The organism is uncultured Campylobacter sp. (assembly GCF_938030145.1).
GTDB lineage: Bacteria > Campylobacterota > Campylobacteria > Campylobacterales > Campylobacteraceae > Campylobacter_B.
On record NZ_CALHGM010000033.1, the window covers coordinates 68,077 to 91,677 of the forward strand.

The 23,601-nt window shown below is 48.6% G+C and carries 22 protein-coding genes; 17 read left to right on the forward strand and 5 right to left on the reverse strand.

Annotated features, from left to right (window positions below; all coding sequences use genetic code 11):
• Positions 1 to 42: 42 nt before the first annotated feature.
• The 13 genes from Q0323_RS07435 (at position 43) to Q0323_RS07495 (ending at position 13,390) form a co-directional block, all read left to right on the forward strand.
• On the forward strand, positions 43 to 900 hold the full coding sequence (locus Q0323_RS07435) for a substrate-binding domain-containing protein (protein ID WP_298053108.1): 858 nt from the start codon (positions 43 to 45) through the stop codon (positions 898 to 900).
• Complete coding sequence (locus Q0323_RS07440; protein WP_298053110.1) at positions 893 to 1,669, forward strand: 4Fe-4S binding protein; 777 nt, start codon at positions 893 to 895, stop codon at positions 1,667 to 1,669. The genes Q0323_RS07435 and Q0323_RS07440 overlap by 8 nt, the downstream gene beginning before the upstream one ends.
• Positions 1,669 to 2,496: a radical SAM protein gene (locus Q0323_RS07445; protein ID WP_298053169.1), complete on the forward strand. Its 828-nt coding sequence runs from the start codon at positions 1,669 to 1,671 to the stop codon at positions 2,494 to 2,496. The genes Q0323_RS07440 and Q0323_RS07445 overlap by 1 nt, the downstream gene beginning before the upstream one ends.
• Positions 2,497 to 2,761: 265 nt before the next feature.
• Positions 2,762 to 4,312, forward strand: coding sequence for a flavocytochrome c (locus Q0323_RS07450; protein WP_298053112.1), 1,551 nt, complete (start codon positions 2,762 to 2,764; stop codon positions 4,310 to 4,312).
• A gap of 277 nt (positions 4,313 to 4,589) precedes the next feature.
• On the forward strand, positions 4,590 to 5,030 hold the full coding sequence (locus Q0323_RS07455; RefSeq protein ID WP_298053114.1) for a cytochrome c3 family protein: 441 nt from the start codon (positions 4,590 to 4,592) through the stop codon (positions 5,028 to 5,030).
• Positions 5,027 to 5,698, forward strand: a complete 672-nt coding sequence (locus Q0323_RS07460; RefSeq protein WP_298053171.1) for a NapC/NirT family cytochrome c — start codon at positions 5,027 to 5,029, stop codon at positions 5,696 to 5,698. Before Q0323_RS07455 ends, Q0323_RS07460 begins: the two co-directional genes overlap by 4 nt.
• A gap of 363 nt (positions 5,699 to 6,061) precedes the next feature.
• Positions 6,062 to 7,183 (forward strand): glutamate 5-kinase, encoded by a 1,122-nt coding sequence (gene proB / locus Q0323_RS07465; RefSeq protein ID WP_298053117.1) that lies wholly within the window; start codon positions 6,062 to 6,064, stop codon positions 7,181 to 7,183.
• Positions 7,184 to 7,597: 414 nt separating this feature from the next.
• Positions 7,598 to 8,857, forward strand: coding sequence for a glutamate-5-semialdehyde dehydrogenase (locus tag Q0323_RS07470; RefSeq protein ID WP_298053119.1), 1,260 nt, complete (start codon positions 7,598 to 7,600; stop codon positions 8,855 to 8,857).
• Between the two features lie 385 nt (positions 8,858 to 9,242).
• Positions 9,243 to 9,986, forward strand: coding sequence for an amino acid ABC transporter substrate-binding protein (locus tag Q0323_RS07475; RefSeq protein WP_297914992.1), 744 nt, complete (start codon positions 9,243 to 9,245; stop codon positions 9,984 to 9,986).
• 93 nt (positions 9,987 to 10,079) lie between these two features.
• On the forward strand, positions 10,080 to 10,829 hold the full coding sequence (locus Q0323_RS07480) for an amino acid ABC transporter substrate-binding protein (protein WP_297905416.1): 750 nt from the start codon (positions 10,080 to 10,082) through the stop codon (positions 10,827 to 10,829).
• On the forward strand, positions 10,826 to 11,494 hold the full coding sequence (locus tag Q0323_RS07485; protein ID WP_298053122.1) for an amino acid ABC transporter permease: 669 nt from the start codon (positions 10,826 to 10,828) through the stop codon (positions 11,492 to 11,494). The genes Q0323_RS07480 and Q0323_RS07485 overlap by 4 nt, the downstream gene beginning before the upstream one ends.
• Complete coding sequence (locus Q0323_RS07490) at positions 11,494 to 12,228, forward strand: amino acid ABC transporter ATP-binding protein (protein WP_177388051.1); 735 nt, start codon at positions 11,494 to 11,496, stop codon at positions 12,226 to 12,228. The genes Q0323_RS07485 and Q0323_RS07490 overlap by 1 nt, the downstream gene beginning before the upstream one ends.
• Before the next feature lie 25 nt (positions 12,229 to 12,253).
• Positions 12,254 to 13,390, forward strand: coding sequence for a PLP-dependent aspartate aminotransferase family protein (locus Q0323_RS07495; protein WP_298053124.1), 1,137 nt, complete (start codon positions 12,254 to 12,256; stop codon positions 13,388 to 13,390).
• A gap of 435 nt (positions 13,391 to 13,825) precedes the next feature.
• Here the strand turns inward: Q0323_RS07495 and polA are convergent, their stop codons facing one another.
• The gene (polA, locus tag Q0323_RS07500; protein WP_298053127.1) at positions 13,826 to 16,642 is read right to left on the reverse strand and encodes a DNA polymerase I; all 2,817 of its coding nucleotides are present in this window, start codon (positions 16,640 to 16,642) and stop codon (positions 13,826 to 13,828) included.
• Between the two features lie 144 nt (positions 16,643 to 16,786).
• Here polA and Q0323_RS07505 point away from each other — a divergent pair, with 144 nt between their 5' ends.
• From Q0323_RS07505 to Q0323_RS07520, 4 genes are all read left to right on the forward strand, one after another.
• Positions 16,787 to 17,131 (forward strand): hypothetical protein, encoded by a 345-nt coding sequence (locus tag Q0323_RS07505; RefSeq protein WP_298053130.1) that lies wholly within the window; start codon positions 16,787 to 16,789, stop codon positions 17,129 to 17,131.
• 17 nt (positions 17,132 to 17,148) lie between these two features.
• Entirely contained in the window at positions 17,149 to 18,324 is a 1,176-nt protein-coding gene (locus Q0323_RS07510; protein ID WP_298053133.1) for a peptidase M50, read from the forward strand.
• Positions 18,321 to 18,626 carry a metal-sulfur cluster assembly factor gene (locus tag Q0323_RS07515; RefSeq protein WP_298053135.1) on the forward strand — a complete coding sequence of 102 codons (306 nt, stop codon included), beginning with the start codon at positions 18,321 to 18,323 and terminating at the stop codon, positions 18,624 to 18,626. The genes Q0323_RS07510 and Q0323_RS07515 overlap by 4 nt, the downstream gene beginning before the upstream one ends.
• A 75-nt stretch (positions 18,627 to 18,701) precedes the next feature.
• A complete protein-coding gene (locus tag Q0323_RS07520; RefSeq protein WP_298053136.1) occupies positions 18,702 to 19,790 on the forward strand; it encodes a hypothetical protein in 1,089 nt (362 codons plus the stop codon).
• Positions 19,791 to 19,886: 96 nt separating this feature from the next.
• On the opposite strand, the gene Q0323_RS07525 is transcribed toward Q0323_RS07520, so the two are convergent.
• The 4 genes from Q0323_RS07525 to hsrA are packed head-to-tail and all read right to left on the reverse strand — an operon-like array spanning position 19,887 to position 23,583.
• The gene (locus tag Q0323_RS07525) at positions 19,887 to 21,329 is read right to left on the reverse strand and encodes a Ppx/GppA phosphatase family protein (protein ID WP_298053138.1); all 1,443 of its coding nucleotides are present in this window, start codon (positions 21,327 to 21,329) and stop codon (positions 19,887 to 19,889) included.
• Positions 21,330 to 21,575, reverse strand: a complete 246-nt coding sequence (locus Q0323_RS07530) for a YfhL family 4Fe-4S dicluster ferredoxin (protein WP_005871264.1) — start codon at positions 21,573 to 21,575, stop codon at positions 21,330 to 21,332.
• 50 nt (positions 21,576 to 21,625) lie between these two features.
• A complete protein-coding gene (locus Q0323_RS07535) occupies positions 21,626 to 22,873 on the reverse strand; it encodes a HAMP domain-containing sensor histidine kinase (protein ID WP_298053140.1) in 1,248 nt (415 codons plus the stop codon).
• Positions 22,874 to 22,911: 38 nt separating this feature from the next.
• Positions 22,912 to 23,583: a homeostatic response regulator transcription factor HsrA gene (gene hsrA / locus Q0323_RS07540; RefSeq protein WP_005871260.1), complete on the reverse strand. Its 672-nt coding sequence runs from the start codon at positions 23,581 to 23,583 to the stop codon at positions 22,912 to 22,914.
• Positions 23,584 to 23,601 lie beyond the last annotated feature (18 nt).

Here is a 23,601-nt window from a genome sequence, read left to right on the forward strand (position 1 = left end):
AGAGCTTTGTAAATTTAACAATCCAAAGAAAGGAGAGATTGCATGAAATTTAAAGAGATAGACGAATCTCGTCGCGGCTTTTTAAAAGGAGCTTTGGCGACGGTGGCCATCGCCGGACCCGAATCGATGCTCGCTGGCTTCACGCCGTTTAAGCCCGATTCGCTACAAGTTTGGTCGTGCGGAGGTTTATCTGAGGCTTTTGCGCAGATAAATCAGGCGTACGAGTCCAAAACGGGACATAACATCCAGTACACAGGCGCCTTTGCGGGTGCGCTCGGAAAGTCGCTGCTAGCCTTGCAGGGCAAGACGGAGGTTTTCGGCGCCCGCGTTTTGGAGCTCTCTCAAAAACTACGCAAAGCAGGCCTTAGCCTTCGCTTTAGACCGCTATGTTTTACCGACTATGTTTTAGTAGTGCCAAAAGGCAATCCCGCGGGCATTCGCGATCTGAAGGATCTAGCGGAACCCGGCGTGCGGGTGATGCTGCCGCTAAGGGCTTCGCCTCCGGGCAGCGGACCGGTAAAGGGAATTTTGAAAAATTCCGGCCTCACAGGACCGGTTATGAAAAATATGGTAGCCAACGGAGCGTGCGTAATTACTATGATGTGCGATCTCGTAGACGGCAAGGGCGATGCGTCCATCATCGAAAAGCGCCTAACGAGGCACGATAGATTTAAAGACAGGATCGAATATATGCCTATCGACGAGAAACTCATCCCGCCCGGGCCGCTTACGTTTACGCTAAATATCATGAAATACGTAAAAGACGAGAAGCTTGCCGATGACTTTGCGGACTTCGTCTGCTCGGACGGGCAGGAAATTTTTGAGCGACACGGCTTTACCTCCATCCATTCGGCGCGTGGGCTTGAACTCATAGAAAGGTTTGGTGTAAAAGATGTTTAGTATCGTAAATATGGCAAAGATGAAAAAAGTCTCTAGGCTAACTAAAATTCGTCGTTTGGTGCAGCTGATTTTTATCGGCGCGATCGGACAATGGGCGTATTATGGAATTTTTAGATGCCCATTTATCGTGCCTTTCGTAAACTGCCAATCCTGTCCGATCGTTACGTGCTGGGGGCGGATCGCGACCGTGTTTTTCGGCTTTTGGCTATTTATCCCAGTGCTTGTTATTTTCCTCGGACGCGCGTTTTGCGGCTGGCTTTGCCCGGGCGGATTCGTAAATCAAATGCTCGGCAAATTTGCCGCTTTTAAGCTCAAGCTAAAAAATAACAGGAAGCTACGATATGCGCAGATAGGCATGGTTATAGCCGTTTTACTTAGCGCGGGCGTGTATTTTATCTACGGCAACCCCCGCGTCATGATCCCTATCCGCACCAGCGACGAGTACCTAAACGCCGTTATCATGTCCTTTAAATTTTCCGACTGGTACTGGGCGGTTCGCACTGCCGTCGTCGTGGCCCTCATCGCCGCGTCCTTGATCGTCGCAAATTTATGGTGCCGCTTCGCCTGTCCTAGCGGCGGCATAATGGAGCTGCTGCGTAAAATTTCAATATTTCGCGTTTATAAAACAGACGCCTGCGACAACTGCAACGCCTGTTTGCGCAAATGCGAAATGGGCACGAGACCGGACGAGATGAACTGCACGAACTGCGGCGATTGTATGGACGTTTGCCACGCGGACGCCATCAAATTCGGAAGGAAAAAAGATTGATGAATTTTTTCGCCAAACCCTCCTTCGATAATCACCCCTGCTTTAGCAAAAAAGCGTCCGCCGTCTGCGGGCGCGTGCACCTTCCCGTAGCGCCGCATTGCAATATCCAATGCAATTTTTGCAACCGCATCTACGACTGCGCTAACGAAAATCGCCCCGGCGTAACGGGGAGAGTGCAAAGCCCGGACGAGGCCGTGGAATACGTGGAAAATCTATTTAAATTTAGACAGGATATCTCGGTCATCGGTATCGCAGGGCCCGGAGATCCTATGTGCGATGCCGACAAGACCCTAGCGACTTTTGAAAAATGCAAAGCCCGCTTCCCTCGCGCCCTACTTTGCCTATCCACAAACGGTCTGTCCCTGCCCGAACACGTGGATGATATCGTGCGAATCGGCGTGAGCCACGTGACGGTGACCGTTAATGCCGTAACGCCGGGCGTAGGCGGCAAAATTTATGCGTGGGTGCGCCACAAAAACAAAATTTACCACGGCGAAGAGGGCGCTAGAATTCTTGGGGAACGCCAAGAGGAAGGAATCCGCAAACTAAAAGAAGCCCGTATGATCGTAAAGATCAATACGGTCGTAATCCCCGGCGTCAATATGGATCACGTCCCCCAAATCGCAAAAAAAGCCAAAGAGTGGCAGGCCGATATCATGAACTGCATGGCGATGATCCCCGTGCATGACACCCCTTTTGCAAATATCAAATCGCCCTCGAATGAAGAAATTCGCAGCATGCGAAAGCTCATCGGCGGCTCAATGGCGCAGATGACTCACTGCAGCAGATGCCGCGCCGACGCATGCGGCAAGCTTTGCGAGAAATGAAGACCTGCTTTTAGCGGGTCTTTTATCCGGCGCAGGATACACGCTCTCATAGCGCACAAAATTTTATGTAGAGATTTAAATTTAAAATTTGTCTAAATTTAGAGCTAGTAGGCAACCGATAAGCGGCTTTTTAGCGGCGGCGGTTTTTTAAAATTTAAAAACGATTTTTCAATAATATTATTTTGCTTTTATTTAACTTTGGGTATAATTCTCCCAAAATTAGGCATCTGAAAAAACCGTATAACGGTAAAATAAAGGAGACATCATGGAAAAAGTTTCAAGACGTGATCTGCTCAAAATGAGCCTAGTTGGCGCGGGTGCTTTAGCGCTCGGCTCCGTAAACGCAAATGCTGCGGTAAACGCTAAAGACGTCAAATTTGACGAAGAGTGGGACGTAGTTATCGTGGGCTCTGGCTTTGCAGGACTAGCAGCCGGTATCACCGCAGCCGAAAAGGGCAACAAAGTCCTAATCCTAGAAAAAATGGGACGCGTCGGCGGTAACTCCGTAATTAACGGCGGAATATTTGCCGTTCCAAACAGCGACAAACAAAAAGCCGAAGGTATCAAAGATAGCAACGAGCTATTTATCAAAGACTGCCTAAAAGCCGGTCGCGGACTAAACCACGTAGATCTCATCGACACCATCGCTACTCGCGCTCAAGACGCATATAAACTAACTCTAAAATGCGGCGCTAAATACATCGACAAGGTTACTCACGCAGGCGGACACAGCGTACCTAGATCGCTTCAAACCGCTAACGGCTCGGGTTCCGGTATCGTTCAGCCGATGGTAGAATACTTTAAAAACCTACAAGGCTGCGAGCTAAGACAAAGAGCTAAATTTGACGAATTCGTCCTAGGCGAAGATGGCGGCGTAGACGGCGTGATCATCAGAGAGGATTATAAATTTGATCCAAAGAGCCAAAAAGACGATGCCGAAAACACTACTGGAACTAAAAAGACTATAAAAGCTAAAAAAGGCGTAGTGCTAGCTGCGGGCGGATTCTGCCGCGACGTATTCTTTAGACAGGTTCAAGATCCGTCTATCTTGCCTACTACGGATAGCACAAACCACCCGGGCGCAACAGCAGGCGCTATGAAAGAGGCATTTAGGATCGGCGCAACTCCGGTGCAGCTAAGCTGGATACAATTCGGTCCATGGGCATGCCCTGATGAAAAAGGCTTTGGCGTTGGCTCTATGTTTAACGTAAACGGAAGCTTCCGCTACGGAATTTCAGTCGATCCAAGAACCGGCAAACGCTATATGAACGAGCTAGCAGACCGCCGCACCCGCTCTCAAGCTATGTTTAAAGTAATCGACGCAAAAGCAGATATCTATCCTATCAACTTCTGCGACTCTGAGGGTGTAAAAAACATGGTCATACCTGAGCACTACACTAAACCGCTGGAATCTGGCGTACTAAAGAAATTTGAAACTCTAGACGAACTAGCTGCAGCTTATAAAATCCCTGCCGCAGAGCTAAAAAAGACCGTCGAGAGATATAACAGCTTCGTTAAATCAGGCAAAGACGAAGACTTTGGCAAACCAATGGATAAAACCACCACAAACGGCGTAGATATCTCTAAAGCGCCTTTCTACGCTATGCGCGGTACGCCAAAACTTCACCATACTATGGGCGGTATCGATATCAATACCAAAGCTCAGGTTATCTCTTTGCAAACCGAGATGCCAATCCCAAGATTATTTGCAGCAGGCGAGATCACAGGCGGCGTACACGGAGCTAGCCGCTTAGGTAGCGTGGCGATAGCAGATTGTCTAACGTTTGGTATGATAGCCGGTGAGAATATAGGCTAATTTGAGGCGTCTTTCGGACGCTTTTTGTGGAGCTTGCTAAAATTTTGCTTGGCAGACTAATTTTTGCTTCGCGTTGCTCGCAACTGCAAGCAGGAGTCTAGCCTGTGCAAAATTTTAGCCGCACAACCCCAAAAATCGCCTCGAAATACTTGCAAATCTTATTTCGTATCGCAGGTCAAATTTAAGACTAAATTCGAGAATTCGGCTTGCGATACTTTTAAATTTAAAGCCGAATTTGCAGTTAAATTTGTAAATTTGACATCCGAAAGGAATTCGCATGAAACATAAAGCGTTTCTCGCCTTGTGCGTATCTATGCTACTATGCTCTTTTGCATTTAGCGCAGAAGCCTTAGGCGCAAAGATAACGTCTTTAGCCGATCTTAACGTCACCGACGAGCTGCGAGCCAAACACCCTTTAAAACCTCACCACGAAAAGCTAAGCTTCACCTGTCTTGATTGTCACGAAGGACAAGGAAACGATGCTAGTAAATTTAAATCTATCGGCGATAAAGGCTGTATATCCTGTCACGGCGACAAGAAAAAGATAGCTAAAAGACTAGAATACATGGATCTGCTAAAAGCAAATCCCCACAACTCGGTTCACGACGGCCCTACGCTATACTGCGACGAGTGCCACAACGAGCATAAAAAATCAACCAATATGTGCACGGAGTGCCACGAACACGAAGTTCCGCAATGGATGGGGGTAACGCCATGAAAATTTCAAAGAAAGTACTAGCGCTTATTATATTAGTAAGCGGCATTATAGGGTTTTTAGTCGTACTGCCCGTGCATTACGCCCTAGAAGAAACTAGCGGAGAGAAGTTTTGCGTAGTATGCCACGAGATGGATCCTATGGTTATAGCTTATAGTAACGACGTACATAGCGGTAAAGGTAAAAGCGGAGTAAGGGCTAAATGCGTGGACTGCCACATACCTCATGATAACCTAGCCAAATACGTTTTAACTAAAGCTAAAAACGGACTCATGGAGGGATACGTTCATTTCTTTAAAGACCCGGAGGCTATAGACTGGCATAAAAATAGAGAGAAAAGAGAGCACTTCGTATTTGATAACGGTTGCGTTAGCTGCCATACGAATTTGGTAGATAATAAGCTAACCTCAGCCCAGGCTCAAAAGATGCACGCTCACTATCAAAGCTTGTTAAATACCGATAAGCAACTAACCTGCGCTAGCTGTCACGCCGAGGTAGGCCACAGCGGACTAAACAACATGCTAAACTACTGGAAGCCTGAATACAAAATCTACGAAAAGAAAGCCGCAATCAAAAAAGAAGAGATAAAGAAGGCTTATTTTGGGGAGGATTATGTGGGGCCAAAAGAGGTGAAGACTGAAGATAAAGAAGGCAATGCCACCAAAAAGTAGGCTAAAATGAAGAAATTTTGCTCGTTAGCGACGACGTGGAGATGCAACTAAGTCTCAACGCCGCGCTTTAGCAAGAATTCGGCAAATTTTAAGCCAGCAAAATTCACACGATAACGGGAGTCGGACTCCCGTTATGATCTTCATAGACAGACCATCTCTACGCTTTATAAGAAAATTTACTACGCCAAATACGACTACTTTATAATCAAACTTTTACCCAAAAAATTTTATCTCTCGTATTTAGAAGCTGCCGAATTTTATTCGGGAATAAATTTTAACCAAAGCTCGCATCTACTCAGCTCAAAACATAAAATTTAAAATAAGCCGTTTTCGATATAATTTTCAAAAATTTCGGAGCGAGAAATGGGTAGAAAAGAGCTTTTGAGCGGCATAAAACGTATCGTCGTAAAAATCGGTACTTCGACGCTTACCAATGCGGACGGTTCTCTAAATGAGCGGCTCATCAAAAGTCTAGTCGCGCAAATTTGCAAGCTAAAAGATGCGGGCTTTTGCGTGGCTTTGGTAAGCTCAGGCGCCGTGGGCGCGGGCATGGGGCTGCTAGGCATCGCGCAAAGACCTAAAATTTTAAGCCGCAAGCAGGCTCTAGCGGCGGTCGGACAGGTCGCGCTGATGCATCTTTACGAGCGGCTGTTTTGGGCGCATGACCGCATTATCGCGCAGCTGCTGCTAAGCCGCGGCGATTTTAGCGACAGAGCGCGCTATCTTAGCGTGCGAAACGTCTGCGCGGAGCTACTCTCGCGCGGCATCGTACCGATCATAAACGAAAACGACCCCGTCGTAGCAGATGAACTCAAAGTGGGCGACAACGACACGCTAAGTGCGCTAGTAGCGGGGCTAATCGATGCTGATCTGCTCGTGATTTTAAGCGATATCGACGGGCTGTACGACAAAAATCCGAACGAGCATGCGGACGTAAAACTTTTAAGCTTTATTGAAAAAATCGACGAGCACGTCGTCAAAATGGCAGGCGGCGAGGGCAGTAAATTCGGCACGGGCGGCATGGCGACCAAGATCGCGGCGGCGCAAATGGCAAATCAGATCGGCACTAGCCTGATCATCGCAAACGGGCGTACGGACGGAATTTTGCTTAAGATAGCGGCGGGCGACGAGGTCGGCACCCTCTTTAGCGCGGGCGCGGCGCGGCTTAGCTCGCGTAAATATTGGCTCGCATACGGCGCGATCAGCAAAGGTGCGGTGATTATCGACGCGGGGGCGGCAGAGGCGATAAAATCGGGCAAAAGCCTGCTTGCGGTCGGGATTGCCGAGGTGCGCGGCGAGTTTGAGCGTGGCGAGATCGTAAACGTCTACGCGACCGACGGCAAGCTGCTGGCGCACGGCATTAGCAACTATTCAAGCTGCGAGCTTGAGCGCATAGCGGGCGCAAAAAGCGATGAGATAGAGCATGCTTTAGGCTACAAAATCGACGATGACGCGATCCACGCGGATAATATTGCGCTGCAATGAAATTTTAGCCGTGTTCTGTGCGTTTAAAATTTCAAACGGAAGGCGTAGATGAAAAAGATTATATTTTTTTGCACTACTCTTGGCGGGCGCGGCGTGGACGGCGAAATTTGACGAACCGGACGCCGATAAAAACGGCGAGCTAGACGTTCTTGAGCTGCGCGGATATTAGCTAGTGTGGATTACGTAAAAGCGCATGCACGAATTAGAATGAGAAGGTTGGGCGTAATGCCTGGCGAGTAAGCGAAATTTTGACGCAAGAAAATCAGAAATAAAATGACCCAAAAGGCGCGCTAAATTTAAGCCGCTGCGCACGGATCAAATAATAACGCGCAGGAATTTTAGACGCGATAGAGGCGCTACTCGCGGTATTTTGATACAAAGCGTGCGATTTGATTTATAGATTAAGGAGCGAAAATGAACGAAATTTTAGAGATCTGTAAGCGCGCAAAGGCCGCTTGCGGCGAGCTTTTGAGGCTTGGTAGCAAGGCTAAATTTGAAATTTTAAACGCCGTAGCAAACGAGCTGCTAGCGCAAAAAGAGGGTATAAAAGCGGCAAACGCCAAAGACCTTGCAAACGGCGAGAGATCGGGCCTTAGCCTAGCATTGCTGGACCGCCTAAGGCTAACCGATGCCCGTATCGAGGCGATGGCGCAGGGCGTGCGCGAGGTGGCGGGCTTTGCAGAGGTTGTGGGCGAGAATCTAGGCGGCTGGGCTCATCCAAACGGCATGCAAATCAGCCGCGTGCGCGTGCCGCTGGGGGTGCTTGGTATCATCTATGAGAGCCGTCCAAACGTAAGCATCGACGCTGCGGCTCTAGCGCTAAAAAGCGGCAATGCAGCGATCCTGCGAGGTAGCGCCAGCGCGCTAAATTCAAACATCTTTTTAGTAAATTTATTTAATGAAGCGGGGGCGAAATTCGGCTTACCGACGGGCGCAGTGCAGCTCGTAGAGAGTCCTGAGCGCGAAGTAGTGGCGCAAATGGCGAAAATGAGCGAGTATATCGACGTTTTGATACCGCGAGGCGGCAAGAGCTTAAAAGATTTTATCGCGCAAAACGCGACCGTGCCGATTATAATGACCGGTGCAGGGGTTTGCCACATCTTTGTCGATGAGAGCGCAAATTTGAGCGAGGCGGCAAAGATAATCAAAAACGCTAAAACCCAGCGTCCAAGCGTCTGTAACGCCGTTGAGTGCGTGCTTTTGCATGAGCGCGTGGCGGGCGAAATTTTGCCTGAGCTTGTGCGCGAGATGCCGGAGGTCGAGTTTCGCGTGAGCGAGCAGCTTCTGAGTGCGTGCGAGTCGGAGCTGCGAGGCGCTAAAAACGTCAAGCTCGCAGGCGAGAGCGACTTTGGCGCCGAGTTTTTGGATCTCGTGCTAGCTGTGCGCGCCGTGCGGGATACGCAGGAGGCGATTAGCTTTATAAATGCGCATTCCAGCGGGCATTCGGACGCGATTTTAAGCGAGGATTACGCAAACGTCGAGCGGTTTTTAAACGAAGTCGGCAGCGCGGTCGTCTACGGCAACGCCTCGACGCGCTTTAGCGACGGCAGCGAGTTTGGATTCGGCGGCGAGATCGGCATCAGCACGCAAAAGCTGCACGCCAGAGGGCCGATGGGGGTGAGAGAGCTCACGACCTATAAATACGTCGTCCGCGGAGGCGGGCAAATTCGTTAGCGGCTCGTCTTTTTCTAAAAGGCTCATCTTGCGAGCGCTTTTGAGAGAAATTTTGCTTCTCTTGCGCTCGCAACTGCAAGCAGAAGTCTAGCTTGCGCAATTTTTAGCTTCTAACTCAAAAAATCGCCTCAAAATACTTGCAAATTTTATCTTATATCGCAGGCTGAATTCCCTCTGTGATACTTTTACCTAATAAACTTGAAATTTTATAAATCACCTCTGTCAAAATTTTAAAAATATATGAGCTAAAGTTTTGTCATGCAGGCGAAATTTTGTATCACGTCTTACTAAAATTTAAAATTTTTAATAAAAATTATATATTCCGCACGATATAATCGCGCATCTGCTCGCAGCGCGAGCGATAGCTAAATTTCAAGGAGATTCAATGAAAATATTTAAAGCCCTGCTCGCAACAGCGCTAATCACCGCCACCCTAAGCGCTAAGACGCTTAAAGAGGGCACGCTCGTAATAGCCACGGAGGGGACTTACTCGCCGTATTCTTTCTATGACGAGAAAAATAATCTTACCGGCTTTGATGTCGATATCGCTCGCGCACTAGCAAAAGAGCTAGGGCTAAAGGCGGAATTTTTAACCGCGCCGTGGGATGCGATGCTCGCGGCATTTGACGCAGGCAAAGCGGACATAGCGATGAATCAAGTAAGCATCACGCAGGAGCGCAAGAAAAAATATAATTTCAGCGAGCCTTATACTGTGGCTTATGCTGCGCTAGTAGTGCGAGCTGATAACGAGGAGATTAAGAGTTTTGCGGATCTTAAAGGCAAAAAAAGCGTCCACTCCGCTACTAGTAACTGGGCTGACATGGCGCGCAACTATGGCGCTGAAATCGTCACAGCAGACGGATTTAGCAAGGGTGTGGAGCTTATCATAGCTCGTCGCGCAGACGCTACGATCAACGACAACATCACATTTTTCGACTATATGAAGCAGCGCCCGAACGCCCCGCTAAAGATCGCAGCTCAAGGCAATGAGCCGATCTATTCCGCCGTGCTGCTTAAAAAGGATGATGAGCTGACGGCGCAGATAAATTCCGCGCTAAAATCGCTAAAGCAAAAAGGCGTGCTGAAAGAAATTTCACTTAAATATTTTGGCAAAGACATTACGGAGTAAATTTTACGACCGCTTAGTTGAAGCGTGGAATTTTAAACTTAGCTGAGCGGAATTTTGCATTTTAAATTTCGCTCATAAAATTTTGGAGGAATTATGAAAAATTTAATAAAAACTTTGCTTGCGTGCGCACTTTTAATATGCGGCGCAAACTCTAAAACGCTACGCGAAGGTACGCTTAAAGTAGCTACGGAAGGTACTTTTTCGCCATTTTCGTATTATAACGACAAAAATGAGCTCGTAGGATACGACGTAGATGTCGCGCGCGCAGTCGCCGAAAAGCTTGGTCTAAAAATAGAATTTCTAACCGCGCCTTGGGATGCGATGCTTGCAGCATTTGATGCAGGCAAGGCAGACGCTGTGTTTAATCAAGTAAGCATTACTGATGAGCGCAAGAAAAAATATGAGTATTCTGTGCCCTACACCGTCGTTTACGGAGCTATCATCGTGCATAAAGATAACAACGACATTAAAAGCTTCGAGGATTTAAAAGGCAAGAAAAATGCAGACTCCGCTACCAGCAACTGGGCGCAAGTCGCTAAAAAATACGGCGCGCAAAACGTAACTGTAGATAGTTTCGCTAAAAGTATGGAGCTGCTGATCGCTCGCCGCGTAGATACCGTCGTGCGCGATAATACCGTATTTTACGACTTTTTAAAGCAGCGCCCGGACGCTCCGATTAAGATCGCTGCAAAGCTAAAAGACGTCGATTATAGCGCTGCAATAGTTCAAAAGGGCAATAAAGAGCTCGCAGATCAAATCAGCAAAGCCTTAAACGAACTCAAAGCCGAAGGCAAGCTAAAAGAAATTTCGCTTAAATATTTCGGCAAAGATGTGAGTGAATGAACGAAACAAGCAGAATTCTAGAGCTTGTTAGGAGCTCGCTAGAACCAATGGCGCTAGCCCTGCTGCAAGTTACGATCCCGCTTACGATAATCTCATTTCTGCTCGGGCTCGTGCTTGCGGTGCTGACGGCGGTCGCACGCATCGCAAATTTTAAAATTTTAAAGCAGCTAAGCGAAATTTATATTTGGATTTTTCGCGGCACTCCGCTTTTGGTGCAGCTTTTTATCGTCTATTTCGGACTTCCAATCGTTGGGATCACACTTGATGTTTGGACTGCTGCGATAATTACCTTTAGCCTAAATATCGGCGCTTACGCTTCAGAGGCGGTGCGAGCTGCGATCCTATCAGTGCCAAAGGGGCAATGGGAGGCGGCTACCTCGCTAGGCATGAGCTATGCTCAAATCCTGCGCCGTATTATCGCTCCGCAAGCAGCACGCATATCGCTGCCGCCGCTATCAAATATATTTATTTCTACACTTAAAGACACTTCGCTTGTAGCCTCGATTACGATGGTCGATATGTTTATGGTCGCTCAACGTATCGCTGCGCGGGCATTCGATCCGCTTACGTTATACGTACTGGCGGCGCTATTTTATCTAGCAGTCTGCACCCTTCTTACGTTCTTACAATCCAAGCTAGAGCGACGATTTTCAAGGTTCGTATGATGATAAAATTTACGAACTTAACTAAGCGCTTCGGCGATCACGTCGTGCTAAATGGGCTAAGCTTAGAATTTCGCGACGGGCAAACGACAGTGATTTTAGGAAGCTCCGGCTCCGGCAAATCCACGATGCTGCGCTGCATAAATCTGCTCGAAATTCCAAGCGGCGGCGAGCTACAGCTAGGCGAGTTTAAGATAAATTTCGACGCTCAGCATAAAACAAGCGAATATCATCCATTCCGCGCGCATACGGGCATGGTTTTTCAAAGCTTCAATCTCTTTCCGCACCTCAACGTCTTACAAAACGTCATCGAAGCACCCGTACACGTGCTAAAGCAGCCACGCGAGCTTGCCGAGGCAAATGCAATGGCGCTGCTAAAAAAAGTCGGTATGGCGGATAAAGCTGGCGCGTATCCGGCTCGCCTCTCCGGCGGTCAGAGCCAGCGCGTGGCGATCGCGCGGGCGCTTGCGATGCAGCCTGAGTTTTTGCTGCTGGATGAGCCTACGAGCGCGCTTGATCCCGAGCTTGAGGCGCAGGTGTTAAAAACTATCGCCGAGCTTGCCGCAGAGGATCGCTCGCTTATCATCGTCACGCACAATATGGGCTTTGCGCGCAAGATCGCAGATAGAATTTTATTCTTAGACGGCGGAGTTATCGCATTCGACGGCGACGCAGAGGAATTCTTCGGTAGCAGCGATGAGCGCATAGCTAAATTTATCGGAGCGATGAGCTTTTAAATCCATTAAATTTTAAGGAGAAAAGATGAAAATAGATACCCTAATCGTAAAGGGCATAGAGGCTAAGTCCAACCCCCACAACGCGGTGATTCCGCCGATATATCTAGCCAGCACCTTCGTGCAAGAAAGCCTGGATGATTTCGGCAAATACGCCTACTCGCGCGGCGCAAATCCTACGCGCAACGCCTTCGAGGAACTTTTCGCAAAATTTGAAGGCAGCAAATACGCCTTCGCGCTAGCCTCGGGTATGGCAGCTACGAGCGCTGCATTCGCGCTGCTTAAAAGCGGCGATCGCGTGCTGCTAAATAATAACGTTTACGGCGGCACCTATCGCTACGTAAGCGGGATTTTTAAAAATCAAGGGGTCAATTACGACTTAGTGGACGATCTGAATTCGATCAGCGAAATTCCGAGCGACGTCAAAATGGTCTTCATCGAAACGCCATCAAATCCGCTTTTGCGAGTAACCGATATTGAGCGCATCAGCGGGCTCGCGCATAAAAACGGCGCGCTTGTGGTGATGGATAATACCTTTTTGACCCCGTATTATCAGCGCCCGCTAGAGCACGGCGCAGACGTCGTGGTTTATAGCGCGACCAAATACATAGGCGGACATGCCGATCTAATCGCCGGCATCGTTACGACGAACGACGATGAGCTTGCTGCAAGAATTCAGTTTATGAAAAACACTCTGGGTGCGACGCTATCGCCTACCGACGCGTATTCGCTCATACGTGGGCTTAAAACGCTAAGCGTGCGCTTCGACCGCCAGAGCGAAAATACGCTAAAGATAATAGAATTTTTACGCAGCAATCCTGCGGTAGAGGCGGTAAATTTTGCAGGCTCGCATTCTGCGAGCGAAAAAGAGATACAAGATCGCCAAGCTAGCGGTATCGGAGCGGTCATCTCGCTGGTGCTTAAGCCACAATACGACTATAAAACCTTTGCGCGCAGCCTTGAGCTATTCGATCTAGCCGTGAGCTTGGGCGGCGTAGAGAGCCTGATCTGCCACCCCGCGTCGATGACGCACGAGAGCTATCCGCGCGAGCTGCAAGAGCGCATCGGCATCAGTCAAAATTTGCTGCGCCTAGCCATAGGCATCGAAAACGCCGACGATCTCATAGCAGACCTTGCCGCCGCGCTAGAAAAATCTAAAAAATAGGCGGCGCGAATTTTACGTAAGCTCGCGAAATTTCTATGCAGGCTTGTAAAATTTACGCGCGCAGAATTCATGCCAAAATTTAGTCCGAAATCCTTATAGCTTCGCTCGTGAGGCTATAAGGGCGCCGGTTTTTACGGACCAGCGCGCAGGCGGGCTTAAAAAGACCTCTTACAGATCATTTCATTTTCTAAAAATTCCTTTTTGCAAAGCCTATGTCTATTTTCTCGCGGGTTAAATTTTGTATGAATTTTCACTCGTTAAATTTCACAAGGCGCGCGTATAATCCGCTAGCCGCTCGCAATCGCTCGGTCTAAATTTAGCGCGATTAAATTTATCAAACGAATGAATTTGGGCCCCGTCCTGCTCAAAATTTAAAATTCTACGCGCCGTTTAAATTCCGCTTAAAATTTTAGCCGCGCTTTAAATTTAGCATAGCTACTTCAGCTCGCCCCAGCGCTTGGCGATGTTTAGGCTCGTCTTTAAGGGCACATTCAGGCTTGCCGCACTTTGCATTATCTCCTGCGCGCGCGCGCCGAAGCTCTGCGCCAAATCGTCCCGCACCTCGAAGATCAGCTCGTCGTGGATCTGCAAAATCAGCCGCGCCTCGTCGCTTAGCAGCGGCGAAATCTCAACCATCGCCTTTTTGATGATGTCGGCGGCGGAGCCTTGAAATTTCGTATTCACCGCCTCGCGCTCGTAGCTCGCATATACCATGTTGTTTCGCGCGTTTGCGAAGTCAAAGTAGCGCCTGCGCCCAAAAAGCGTGCTTACGTAGCCGTCCGCTTTCGCGTCCGATTTTATGCTCTGCAAAAATTCCTTGATCGTAGAAAACGCCGCGAAATAGCGCTCGATATAGCTCTTCGCCTCGGCGCGCGCGATGCCTAGGCTGTCGCTTAGCTTGCCCGCACCCATGCCGTAGATGAGGCCGAAATTTATACTCTTTGCGATCGTGCGGTGCGCGGGCTGCGCATCGCCGAAGATGCTGATCGCCGTGCGCGCGTGAATGTCCTCATCCGCCCTAAACGCCGCCAAAAGCGCAGGATCGCGCGAAAAGTGCGCTAGCAGGCGCAGCTCGATCTGCGAGTAATCAAGCGAGATCAGCGAGTAGCCTTCGTCTGCTAGAAAGCAGTCCCGTACGTCCTTCGCAAACGTGCCGCGCGCGGGGATATTTTGCAGGTTCGGATTTTTGCTCGCTAGCCGCCCGGTGGCCGTGCCGGTCTGCAAGAAATTCGATCTGACGCGGTTTTGCGGATCTGTAAGGGCAAGCTGTAGCAGCGGCTCGCAGTAGGTGTTTTGCAACTTAAACAGCTCGCGATAGTCTAAAATTTTACCCACCGCGGGATGTAGCGCCGTAAGATCCTTCAGCACGCTTTCGTCGGTGCTGTAGCCCGTCTTCGTGCGTTTTGCGGCAGGAAGCCCTAGCCGCTCGAAAAGCACGGCGCCGAGCTGAGCGGGAGAGTTGATATTAAACTGCTCGCCGCAAAGCTCGTAAATTTCATCCGTGAGCGCCCGCAGGGACTTTTCGTTGCGCCCGATTAGGCTCTTTATCATCTCCGCGTCGATCTTGATGCCGTATCTTTGCATCTGCCAAAGTACCCGCACGAATGGAAACTCAAGCTCCTGCGCGAGCTTAAAAAGCGCGGGCTCGAGCAGCCCCTTTAGTTTAAAATACAGCCTCAGCGTCACCCACGCATCCTCGCTCGCATAGATCGTAGCGGCGTCCAACTCCACGGAGGCGAAGGTCTCGCCCTTTTTGACGACGTCGCCGAAATGCACGGTCTCATACCCAAGATACCGCGGCGAGATAGAGTCCATCCCCACGGCGTTTGCGGGATCGAGCAGCCACGCTAGCACCATCGTATCGGCAAAGCGCGCAGGTGGCTCAATGTTAAAATTATTTTTCACGATCTCAAAATCGTATTTTAAATTTTGCCCCACGACATATCCGCGAAACAGCGAGCCGATCGCGGTTTTTGCGGCGTCCGAAGAAATTTGAGCCGGAGCGCCCAAATAGCTATGCGCGAGCGGGACGTAGTAGGCGCGCTCCTCGTTAAATGCAAATGAAAAGCCCACGATCTTGGCGCTCTTGCTATCGACGCTAGTGGTTTCCGTATCAAAGCTCACTAGGGTATCGGCGCTGACGCTCTCGCACAGCCTCGCAAGCTCCGCTGCATCGGTGATACAAACAGGCTCAAATGGCGCTTTAAAAGCGCGCTCAGAATTTTTCTCGCTGCAAGCGGAGCCGCCTGGGATAGAATTTTGCCCGTCTAGCCTCCCTACGGTAGCGTCCAAGATAGATCCGCCGCGAGACGGCTCTGCGCCGGAGCCTTTGCCGCCCGCGCCCAAAACGGAGCTTTTTGCGCCCGCGCTTTTGCCCTCGCTCCAAAGATCAAGCCCGTTTTGCTCCTGCAAACTTAACGCGGATAGCAGTCTATTTAGCGCATAGTCTTTTAAAATTTCGCGGATTTTAAAAAGCGGATTTTGCTGCGGAAATTTCGCGTCCTCTAAAGGCGGGATTTCCAGCTCGTCGTAAAGCGTAGCCAGGCGCTTGCTTATGTAGGCGCTCTGCTTTCCTTCTATCAGATACTCGCGCTGTTTGTTCTGCGGCAGGTGGTCTAAATTTGAATAGATCCCATCAAGCGAGCCCCATTCGTCTAAAAGCTTCTTTGCTCCCTTGTCGCCGATGCCCCGCACGCCCGGGATATTATCGGCGCTATCGCCGCAGATCGCTAAAAAATCCACGATCTGCTCGGGATAGACGCCGTAGCGCTGCAAGCACTCCTCTCTTCCGTAAAGCATCTTTTTGCCGTGGCTGTAAATTTTAACGTTTTCGCCGATGAGCTGATAGAGGTCCTTGTCGGAGGTAACGATGTTGATTTTATGCGTGGCGCCGTGCTTTTTAACGACGCTTGCGATGAGATCGTCCGCTTCGTAGCCCTCGCGTCCGAGCGAGTAAAGCCCCATCTTTTCGATCATCTCGATGCAGACCGGCAGCTGCTGCAAAAGCGCAGGCGGCGGGGCTTGGCGGTTGGTTTTATAGTTGGGATCGATATCCGAGCGGAAGGTCTTACCCTTGCTATCCAGAGCGAAAATTATATAATCGCTCTTAAATTCTTTCGAAAGATTTGCGATGAAGCTCGCAAATCCGCTCACCATGCCGCTGGGTTTGCCGTCTTTGGTCTTAAGCCCGCTCATAGCGTAGTAGAGCCTGAAAAAAAAGCCGAACGTATCGATGATCGTGATGGTCTGCATAATGGTCCTCGGATTTAGAATTTTAACGCGTAGTGTATTAAAATTCGGCTAAATTTACAAATTCCGAATAGGACTTGACCTGCCTCATTTCAAAATTTTAAAATTTGCTATATAATCGCGCGAAATTTTAAAAAAGGATCAAGTATGAATTTTTTCACAGACTGGCAGGAGCTCGACGCGACGGGCGCTACGGTGAAATTTTATAAAAAATCACAAGGCGGCGTAGAATACATCGGCTTTGATTCGCGCAAATGCGTTCCGCCCGAGCCGATGGTAAATGCGCTGGTGGCGCTAAATTTCGTAAAAGACGAAACCAAAAAGGTGGTCATGGTCAATCATAAATTTCCGATGGGGCTGATCCCGAAGATCGAGTCTAAATTTGACATTGCCCGCGAGGATCTAGAGAGCGACGCGGTCAAGCTCACCATCAGCCTAAAGCCTGGCGCAATCAATGAGGGCTTTGATACCGACGCGAAGTGCCACGGCTAAAGGGCTTTAAAATTTAGATGAATATCACGACATTTTCGCCGCCGTTTCGCATCGTAGGCGGCTATTTCATCTGCGGCTTTATCTTTTTGCTGCTAAGCGCGGCGAGCTTTTTAAAGGCGGATTTCGGCGCGATCCAGGCGCCGCAGACGGCGAGCTTTTTTCATGTATTTTTGCTAGGATTCGTAATCAGCATAATCATCGGAGCGCTCTATCAGCTCACCTCCGTCATCATCCAAAAGGAATTTTTCACCGTCAAATTTGCGTTTTTAAATCTCCTCGCCTACGGCGCGGGCGTGGCTCTGCTAAGCGCGGGATTGCTACTTTCAAATATCTCGCTGATGCACGCAGGCGGCGGCGTTTTGCTGCTTAGCCTATTTTATTTTACGATCTGCTACGCGCTAAGCTTCATCGGCACGCCCAAATGGAGCTTCCCTGCCGTAGCGCTTGCGATCTCGGCTGCGTTTTTAGCCGTAGGGATCAGCCTTGGCTTCGCGCTCGTGTTAGCGCTTAGCGGCGTGGAGATTTTCGGAGTGTATTTTTCAGAAATTTTATCCTATCACATATACTTCGTGCTAGGCTTTGTGTTTTTCGTCATCGTAGGCGCTGCGTGCGTGCTGCTGCCGATGTTTAGCCTGGCGCACGATCTAAGCTTCGCGCTAGCAAAAGCTTCACTGGCGCTGTATCTGCTCGCGGGGCCGTTTTTGCTAAAAGATTTTGGAATTTTCATCGCCTTTGCCGCGCTTGCGAGCTTTGCGGCTCAGGCGATCTATATCCTAGCCAGGCGGGTGCGAAAAGCGATCGATTATTGGAATTTAAACGTCTATATCTCGCTGGCGGCTTTGGGATTTAGCGCGGCATTTTGGCTAATGGGTCGCGCGGATACGGCGGCGTTTGGGCTGCTATACGGCTTTTTGTTCGCCTTCATCGTCGCGCACCTTTATAAAATCGCGCCCTTTCTCATCTGGTATCACTACGTCTCGCCCTTCGTCGGCAAGCGCAAAATCCCTATGCTTGAGGATATGATAATCAAAAAGATCGCCTATGCAGCCTGCGCGCCAAACGTCTTAGCGCTTGCATGCGCGAGCTTCGGAGCGCTAACGCCCGCGGTTATCTTGCAAGCGGTAAGCATAATTTTGGTGCTAATCAACATCGTAAATATCTTTAACTACATAAAATTTGGAGAGGAAAAATGAAAGTAACAAAGGAGCAAGTTTACGACGCGCTTCGCGCCGTGGTGGACCCTGAGGTGGGTTTTGACGTCGTGTCGCTAGGGCTCATCTACGACGTAGCGGTAGATGAGGCAAACAACGCCAAAGTCACGATGACGCTATCGACTCAGTCGTGCCCGCTGCATGAGATGATGGTGGAATGGGTACGCGCGGGTGCCGAGAGCGTGGATGGCGTCGGCGAGGTAGAGATTGATCTCGTCTTTGAGCCGATGTGGAATATTGACATGGCGGAGGATCACGTCAAAGAAGCGCTCGGCAAATTTTAAATAGCTTTGCCGCGCCCCGTAGTTTAAGCTTTGAAATTCTAAAATTAGACTTCAAATTTATACCTAGGGGCTGCTATGAAAAAATTTACCGATGGCGAGAAAGAGATCCTGCTTCAAACGCAAGGGCTTAGTTTGATTTCAAAGACGCTACAAAACGGCAAAGAAAGACTGAGCTCTAAAGAATTCGTAAACCACGATGCTCTGCAAAAAGCTTTCGTAAAAAAGCAAGTTGATGCTCTAAAAAAGGGCTTCATCTACGAAAACAAAAAAGCGAAATTCGGCGAGGCGCTAGCGCATGCCTATATCGGCGGCGGATACAGCGGGGCGCTTGGATTTGCCGAGTTTGAGGATAAATTTTACGTCTATAAATGTAATTTTGACGAGCATGGCTGCGATTATTTAATCGTGCTGGACGACGAGCTAAAAACTCTTGCGCAAATTAAGCTACCAAAAATTTTAGCGTGGAAAATGACTGCTACCAAAAAAGCTTTAGTGCTTGATTTGGACCACGAATTCTTTCTTTTTGACGGAGAGAAATTCAGTAGGCTTTTTGAAGCCTGGGGTATCACAGGAGAAGGCTTTAGCTCTGCTCTAAGCGGCAACGGCGAAATTCTAGCCTGCGGCACGGATGGAATTTTAGCTTTCGGAAGCGACAAGAAGCTAAATTTTAAAACGGAATTTTCTGCAAAAGCAATAGGCTTCGGCAATAAAATTTGCGTAGTCTGTGGGGATAAAGGCGGCAAAAATGTCGCTAGGCTCTACCGCCTAAAAGACTTCGCCGAGCTTTGCCGTATCGAATGCGACGTGGGCTATATCCACTCTCTAAACGTAGGGCTTATCAAAAATGATGCAATTTTGGTCGTAAATAACGGCTTTGATGAGCTGTATTTTTGGGACGTCGCAAGCAAAAAGCGTCTAAGCGCACCAAAAAGCTTGCCAAGAAGCGTAATGAGGTTTGCCGCAAACGATCAAATTTTTCTTACATACTTTTACGGTGGATTTAAAGCATTCAGCTTGGAGGATTTTCGCCCCTTAGGCGAGTTTGAGTGCGAGCACTGCGTCAAAACTGCTGCTATTAAAATCTCAGGCGAGCGCCTTTGCGTTCGCACCGACTACGGATTTTTTAGCGTCTATTCTTTAGCCGAGAATGGAATTAAAATTTAAAAAGCGCTATTGATAGGGATTTATCGCCCGCTTCAAGCTCATAAAATTAAACGAACTCCGCCCGCCTTAAACTTGCGCGACAAGCAGGGGCGCTATTTAAAGAAATTTTATTGCAAAAATCGCGGGTTTTGAGAACTTTTTAAGGCTTCCTTTAAGCATTATCAAATTATCCGCGCCGGAGATTTTAAGAGTGGAATTTTCAAAGCAAAATTCTAAATTTTTTAGCGCGTTTTCGCTTAAGAGGCGCGCAAGCTCCAAAATATAGCTCAGCCAGGCAAGCTTGGCGGAATCAGGCAAAATCGCGCTCAAAGGCGCGAACGTAGCGCCCAGCTCGCGCTTTCCGTGCATCGAGATGATCGCAGCTATGAGCGCCTTTTCTTTGTGCGTCGTGCGGTAGTTCAGCCCGCCGAGCACCATATCCGCGCTGGTTTCGTGCTTGGCATAAAAGCCGATCGCCCGCCCGATCTCGCAAAGCGATGCCGCAATCTGCAAAATTTTAATATATTTTTCGCCCAAGCCGTGTAGAGGCGATAGCGCGCAAAACAGCGCCTTTGCGAACTTCGGAGCCTCGCTCGGCTCGGAAGCGAAGCGATCTTTAAGGCTTCTTAGGCTCGGATTAAAGCCTCTAGGCAGGTTTGCGCCGCGCAGAATCGAGCTTAAAAAAGCCCCCTCTCGCACTCCCACGCCGCTTGTGATGATCTTTTTCGCTCCCAGGCGCCTTACGATCTTATCAAAGATGATGGCGCCCTCTCTGATCGTGTCGTAGCGGTCTTTTTTGATCGGGAATTTCGCCAAATCAAGCGTCTTTGCGCTCATCAGCTTGGCAAAAAACGGCGCGTATTTTTCATAATCATAGCTGAAATTATGCACGATCTTTAGCGGGTGGTTTTGCAGGCTCATCACGGCGCCGGAAAGCGCTCGCGCGGAGCCGCCCATTACGATTAAATTTTGCGTGCGAAACTCGGCGCCTACTTGCGAGATCGCGCTGTTTATGTATTTCTCCAGCCCCTTTGTGTCGCCGCGGTCGAAAAACAGCTCCTTTAGCCGCACCGTGCCTAAATTTAGAGAAATTTTATTTTCTATCCTGCCGTTTTTTATGTAAGCAAGCTCGGTCGAGCCGCCGCCGATGTCCAGCGTAACACCCTCGGAAAAGTCACTAAGCAAATTCTGCGCCGCATAGGCACCCAGATACGCTTCCATCTGCCCATCTATCTTGCGGATCGTAATACCCGTTTGCTTGCGGATGAGATTTATAAACTCGCTCCCGTTCGGCGCATCGCGAAGCGCGGATGTACCGATGCAAAGCACGCGCTTGGCCTTGTAATTACATACCAGGGTTTTAAATTTTTTAAATGCGAGTAGGCATTTTTGCATCGCTTCGGTGGTTAAAATTCCGCCGTTTTCGTAAGCGCCTTCGCCTAGTCGGATCTTGATCTTGTGCTCGGCCAAGATGAAAAATCCGAGCCTGCTAGTACGCTCGAAAATCACGACTCTGGCGGAATTTGAGCCCAGATCTATGACTGCGACGCGCTTGGGCATTTAAATTTCCATATGGACGTGTTTGTATTTCAGCTCGTCCGCCGTCTCGATATTATCGGGATCGGTGATGATGCACTCGACTGGGCAGACTACGATGCAAGCGGGCTCAGAGTAATCATCTACGCACTCGCAGCATCGATCGGCGTCTATGATGTATATCGGCTCATCCTCGAAAATCGCTTCATTAGGGCATTCCTCGCGGCACGCGTCGCAACTGATGCATTCTTTTGTAATCAACAATGACATATAATTTTACCTTGATGAAAAAATTTATGGCGTTTATACCATAAAAAGCTTCATTTTGTTTTAAAATAGCGGAATTTCGGGCTATTTCTTAAATTTTTTAGTGGAAATTTGAAAATCGCGACGATTAGCGAGCGCCCTTTGTCGTTTTTAAGATCTACTTGCGCACCCATCGCTTGAGCAGCATTTTTGGCTAAAAATAGCCCGAGCCCCGCCCCCGGCTTGCCGCCATAGCGCTTAAAAGGGGCAAAATAATCGATCTCTTCGTTAAGCGGCTCGCCTTTGTTTGCGACCCGCACTATGAAATTTCCATCCGAAATTTCGCTCTCGATTAACACCTTTTCGCCGTCCGGAGAAAATTTTATGGCGTTTTGGATGAAATTTTGAATCACGTGCATAAAGAGGCTTTTCTGCATCGAAATTTCAAGCCGTTCAGGCTTAAGATCCATCGTTAAGTCCTTGCCTGCCGTACGCGCTAAAATTTTAAAGCCCACGCATAGCTCCCGTAGATACGCGATCATATCGGTCTGCTCGGGCGCCTCAAACTGCGCCCCCTCCTGCCGACCTATCTCTAGGATGGAGCTGATCATCTTATTCATATTATCGATCGAATCATTGTTATTTTTAAGCGCCTCGATATATTTCTCTCTCTCGCGCGGCTTGATGAGAGTAACTTCGTTTTTGGTTTTCATAACCGCAAGCGGAGTTTTAAGCTCGTGCGCGATGCCGATAAAAAGCTCTTTTTGATACATAATAAAGGTCTCGATGCGCTCAAGTAGGCGGTTTATGCTGTTTGAAAGCGGGCTAAATTCGCTTGGAATTTCCGCTGCGTCGATCGGCTTTAGAAATTTTTCATCCACCGAAGCAAGCCTTTGACTGATTAGCTTAATCGGCATCAGCAGCATACGCGAGAGAAACATTGCATAAAACACTACCAAAAATATCATAGTCAAATTTACTAAAATTATGTCGATGAGTATTTGATTTACGATGTTTGCATAGACGCTAACGTCGGCTCGAATACTTAAAATTTTATCCTTACCATAAGGGTAGTGCAGCTGTAAATAGCTCCTGCCGCCCTCGGAACTTTCGATAAATTTAGGCTTATTGATACTTTCGTTTTCGATGATTTTGCTCTCGTATTCGCCCGGCGTGTTTTGCAAAAAAGATGAAATTTTCTCAGGCGCCACGGAGACCTCTACAATTTTTTGTGCTCTTTGGATTAAATTTTGAACGGGAGTTTCGAAGATGGTAATTCTCATATAATTATAGAGCATTACCGAAAAAATGACAATTAGCATCAACGAAGCGGATGCTAATTGTATTACAAAGCGGACTCTTAGGCTTTTTGTGGAAAGCAAAATCTATATCCGCGTCTGCGAACGGTCTCGATCGTAGAGATATTTAGAGGCTTATCCATTTTCTGGCGGATTTGATTGATCGCGACTTCGATGACGTTTGGCGTAACGAGCTCAGGCTCCTCCCAGATAGCGTCTAATAGCTGCTCTTTACTGACGATCTGATCGCTGTGGCGCGCCAAGTGAGTTAGTACCTCAAACGGCTTGCCCTTAAGCTCGATCTCTTGACCTAGATATGTGATCTTTTCCTCGTCCGGATCGATGATAAGATCGTCGATTTTGATGATATTTGAGCCGCCGAAGCGAAGTCTAGCCTCGAGACGCGCTACTAAAACATCAAAGTCGAAAGGTTTTTTGATAAAATCGTCCGCGCCAGCGCGAAGCGCTTTTATCTCGCTTTCTTTATCGTCTTTTGCAGATAGCACGACGACAGAGGTGCGCGCGGATTTTTGCTTAACTAATGCGATGAGATCGATGCCGTTGCCGTCAGCTAGCATCCAATCGGTTAGCACCAAATCATAATTTCTAATGCCGATATAATACTCTGCGTCCTTAAAACTCTCGGAAGTATCCGTCTGATAGCCGAACTCCATCAAGCCCTCCGCTATCGTCTTGTTTAAAGTCACCTCGTCCTCGACTATTAAAATTCTCATTTAATTTCCTTGCCTTAA